The 242-nt window shown below is 46.7% G+C and carries 1 protein-coding gene; it reads left to right on the top strand.

Features of this window, described 5'->3' with window-relative positions; all coding sequences use genetic code 11:
* Positions 1 to 242 (top strand): ATP-binding cassette domain-containing protein (locus R2R70_RS22650; protein ID WP_410979294.1); only part of this gene is annotated, 242 nt, incomplete at both ends.

Genomic DNA, 242 nt, shown 5'->3' with positions numbered 1-242 from the left:
ATGGCCATAATATCGATAACGTACTAGAGCGCGCTGCCGATGCACTTCGCTTACCTGAGTGGGATGCTAAAATTGAGCACCTTTCAGGTGGTGAACGCCGCCGTGTTGCTATTTGTCGTTTGTTACTCGAAAAACCAGACATGCTTATTCTTGATGAACCAACTAACCACTTGGATGCAGAGTCGGTTGCATGGTTAGAGCGCTTCTTACATGATTACGAAGGTACTGTTGTGGCAGTAACG

Origin of the sequence: Cobetia sp. SIMBA_158 (genome assembly GCF_046566945.1) — a bacterium.
GTDB lineage: Bacteria > Pseudomonadota > Gammaproteobacteria > Pseudomonadales > Halomonadaceae > Cobetia > Cobetia amphilecti.
The sequence above is the reverse complement of the archived record's forward strand: the minus strand, read 5'-3'. Positions and strand labels throughout refer to the sequence as shown.